This window comes from Rubellimicrobium aerolatum (assembly GCF_017872975.1).
GTDB classification, from domain to species: domain Bacteria; phylum Pseudomonadota; class Alphaproteobacteria; order Rhodobacterales; family Rhodobacteraceae; genus Rubellimicrobium; species Rubellimicrobium aerolatum.
On record NZ_JAGGJP010000049.1, the window covers coordinates 1 to 2,046 of the forward strand.

Consider the following 2,046-nt stretch of genomic DNA (forward strand, 5'->3'; position numbering starts at 1 on the left):
ACACCCTGGCGCGCCTGCCCGACCACAAGATCACCAAAGTCGGCGAACTGCTGCCCTGGCGCTGGCAGCCGTAGCGGTCAGGCCGGACGCTTACATGAGGAAGGCGCCCCGGACGACATCTCCGTTCCGAGCCAGGCGAACTCGAACCAGTCGCTGCACCAGCGCAGGTTCGAGCGCAGGGTGACCACCTTGCCGTCGTGGGCGTGGTCGGATCGCACCGTGTAGTGGCGGGCCAGGAGCAGGCTGTGAGCCTGCATGATCCGGTAAACGCGCTTATGGTTGATCGTCGCGGCCTCTGCGGCCCGAAGCTGTCGGTTCAGCAGCGCCGTGATGCGTCGGTAGCCGTAGGTCGGGCGCGCGGCCACGAGCGCGGTGATCAGCGGCACCACCACTGCGTCACCCGCCTTGTGGTAGCGCCGGTGCGGCTGTGCGGCCGTCTTCAGGCCGGCATGGAGTTGCGAGCGGGAGACGCCGACCGTCTTGGCCACGACGCTCACCGGGAACCGTCCTTCGGCTGCGACTGCACGAGCCACATCGGTTTTTTTGGCGCGCCTTCTCCAAGGCCTCCTTGAGGATCTCCACTTCCATGGTCTTGCGCCCGAGCTGACGCTCGAGTTCCCGGATGCGCTCGTCCATCTGCCGGACCACGCGGTTGCTCGTCACCTCGTCATCGTGGGTCACGGCGACGCTTCCCCCTTCCAGCATGAGCCGGCGCCAGCGGTAGAGCAGGTTCGCCTCCACCCCGTTGCGGCGCGCCACAACCGAGATGCTGGCCTGACCGTCGAGCCATCGGCTTTCGCCTCAACCTCGACGGTGCGAAGCTTCTCGGCAGCCGTCCAGCGGCGCCGCCGTCCGCCATCGGTGATGATCTCAACGTCAGGCATAAGCACGTGCTCAGGCATAAACCTAAGCCTCCATGGTAAGGCCTGAGTGTCCGGTCGAAACGGGGGCCAGTTCACTATGGGCGCGCCTTGTCGAGGCTCGGTGGCTTACGCGGCCCCACCGGGGCCATGGTCCGCCTCGCCCTTCAGGATCTCGACCTCCAGCGCCTTCCGGCCGAGCTGGCGCTCGACTTTGAGGATCCGCTCTTCCATCTGCCGGACGGCTCGGTTGCTGGTGACCTCGTCATCGTTGGACACGGCAACGGCTCCTCCCTCCAGCATCAGGCGCCGCCAACGGGTGAGCAGGTTCGGGGCCACGCCAGTGCGGCGCGCCACCACCGAGATGCCGGCCTTCTCGTCCAGCCATCGGCTTTCGCCTCAACCTCGACGATGCGGAGCTTCTCGGCCGCCGACCAGCGGCGGCGCCGGCCGCCATCGGTGATGATCTCAGCGTCAGACACAAGCACGTGCTTAGGGCTGCCCTGAGCCTCCATGGTCATGCCCAGGTGCCCGGTCGAAACGGGGGCCAGTTCAGGGTCCCGGTCATGGTGACGACGCCGCCAGGGGCGCCGTGCGCAGGTCCGTCCGGCATCTATAAACATGTTCCCAAGCCTGCCCTGGGCAGCATCGGAAGGAACTCGCGGCTGGTCGTGCCTGTTGGGCTGGCAACCCCTTCGCAGCGGACGTACGATCCACCATGGCCCTCAGCCCCCGCGCGCGTCAGAAACGCCGTCTACTTCGCCAGTTCGCCGCGCTGGAGCGACGCGTGCCCCCGGCGCGGCGGCTCATCCGTCTTCTGGTCCGCCATAGCCCGACGGTGGTCCGCCTGCCGGTTGCGGTCCTGCTGGTGCTTGGCGGCCTGTTCTCGGTCCTGCCGTTCCTGGGGCTCTGGATGCTGCCGCTCGGGCTTCTGCTCCTGGCCGTCGACCTTCCCACGCTGCGCCCCGGGGTGTCCGCCCTGATCATCCGGTCCCGCCGCTGGACGGCGGAGCGCCTCCGCCGGGTGAGACGGCGAGCCTGGGCCTGATCGAGATCCAGACGGCACCCGCATCCGCCAGTCCCCTAGGCGAGTGGGAGAGGCGCTCACTCCATTTCCACGAGCAGGTCCTTGGCGTCGATCTGGGCGCCGGGCTGGACGTGGACGGCCTTGATCGTGCCGTCGCGG

At 68.0% G+C, this 2,046-nt stretch carries 1 protein-coding gene and 2 pseudogenes; 1 reads left to right on the forward strand and 2 read right to left on the reverse strand.

Annotated features, from left to right (window positions below):
* Positions 1 to 93: 93 nt before the first annotated feature.
* Positions 94 to 902, reverse strand: a pseudogene (locus tag J2Z33_RS18020) (transposase); the annotation flags it as partial.
* A gap of 111 nt (positions 903 to 1,013) precedes the next feature.
* Positions 1,014 to 1,375, reverse strand: a pseudogene (locus J2Z33_RS18025) (transposase); the annotation flags it as partial.
* Positions 1,376 to 1,578: 203 nt separating this feature from the next.
* On the opposite strand from J2Z33_RS18025, the gene J2Z33_RS18030 reads away from it, so the two are divergent.
* Complete coding sequence (locus tag J2Z33_RS18030; RefSeq protein ID WP_209843633.1) at positions 1,579 to 1,908, forward strand: tryptophan synthase subunit beta; 330 nt, start codon at positions 1,579 to 1,581, stop codon at positions 1,906 to 1,908.
* Positions 1,909 to 2,046 lie beyond the last annotated feature (138 nt).

Excerpts from the sequence above, each read along its gene's own strand:
- J2Z33_RS18030 (WP_209843633.1), top strand. The coding sequence starts at position 1,579 with ATGGCCCTCAGCCCCCGCGCGCGTCAGAAACGCCGTCTACTTCGCCAG.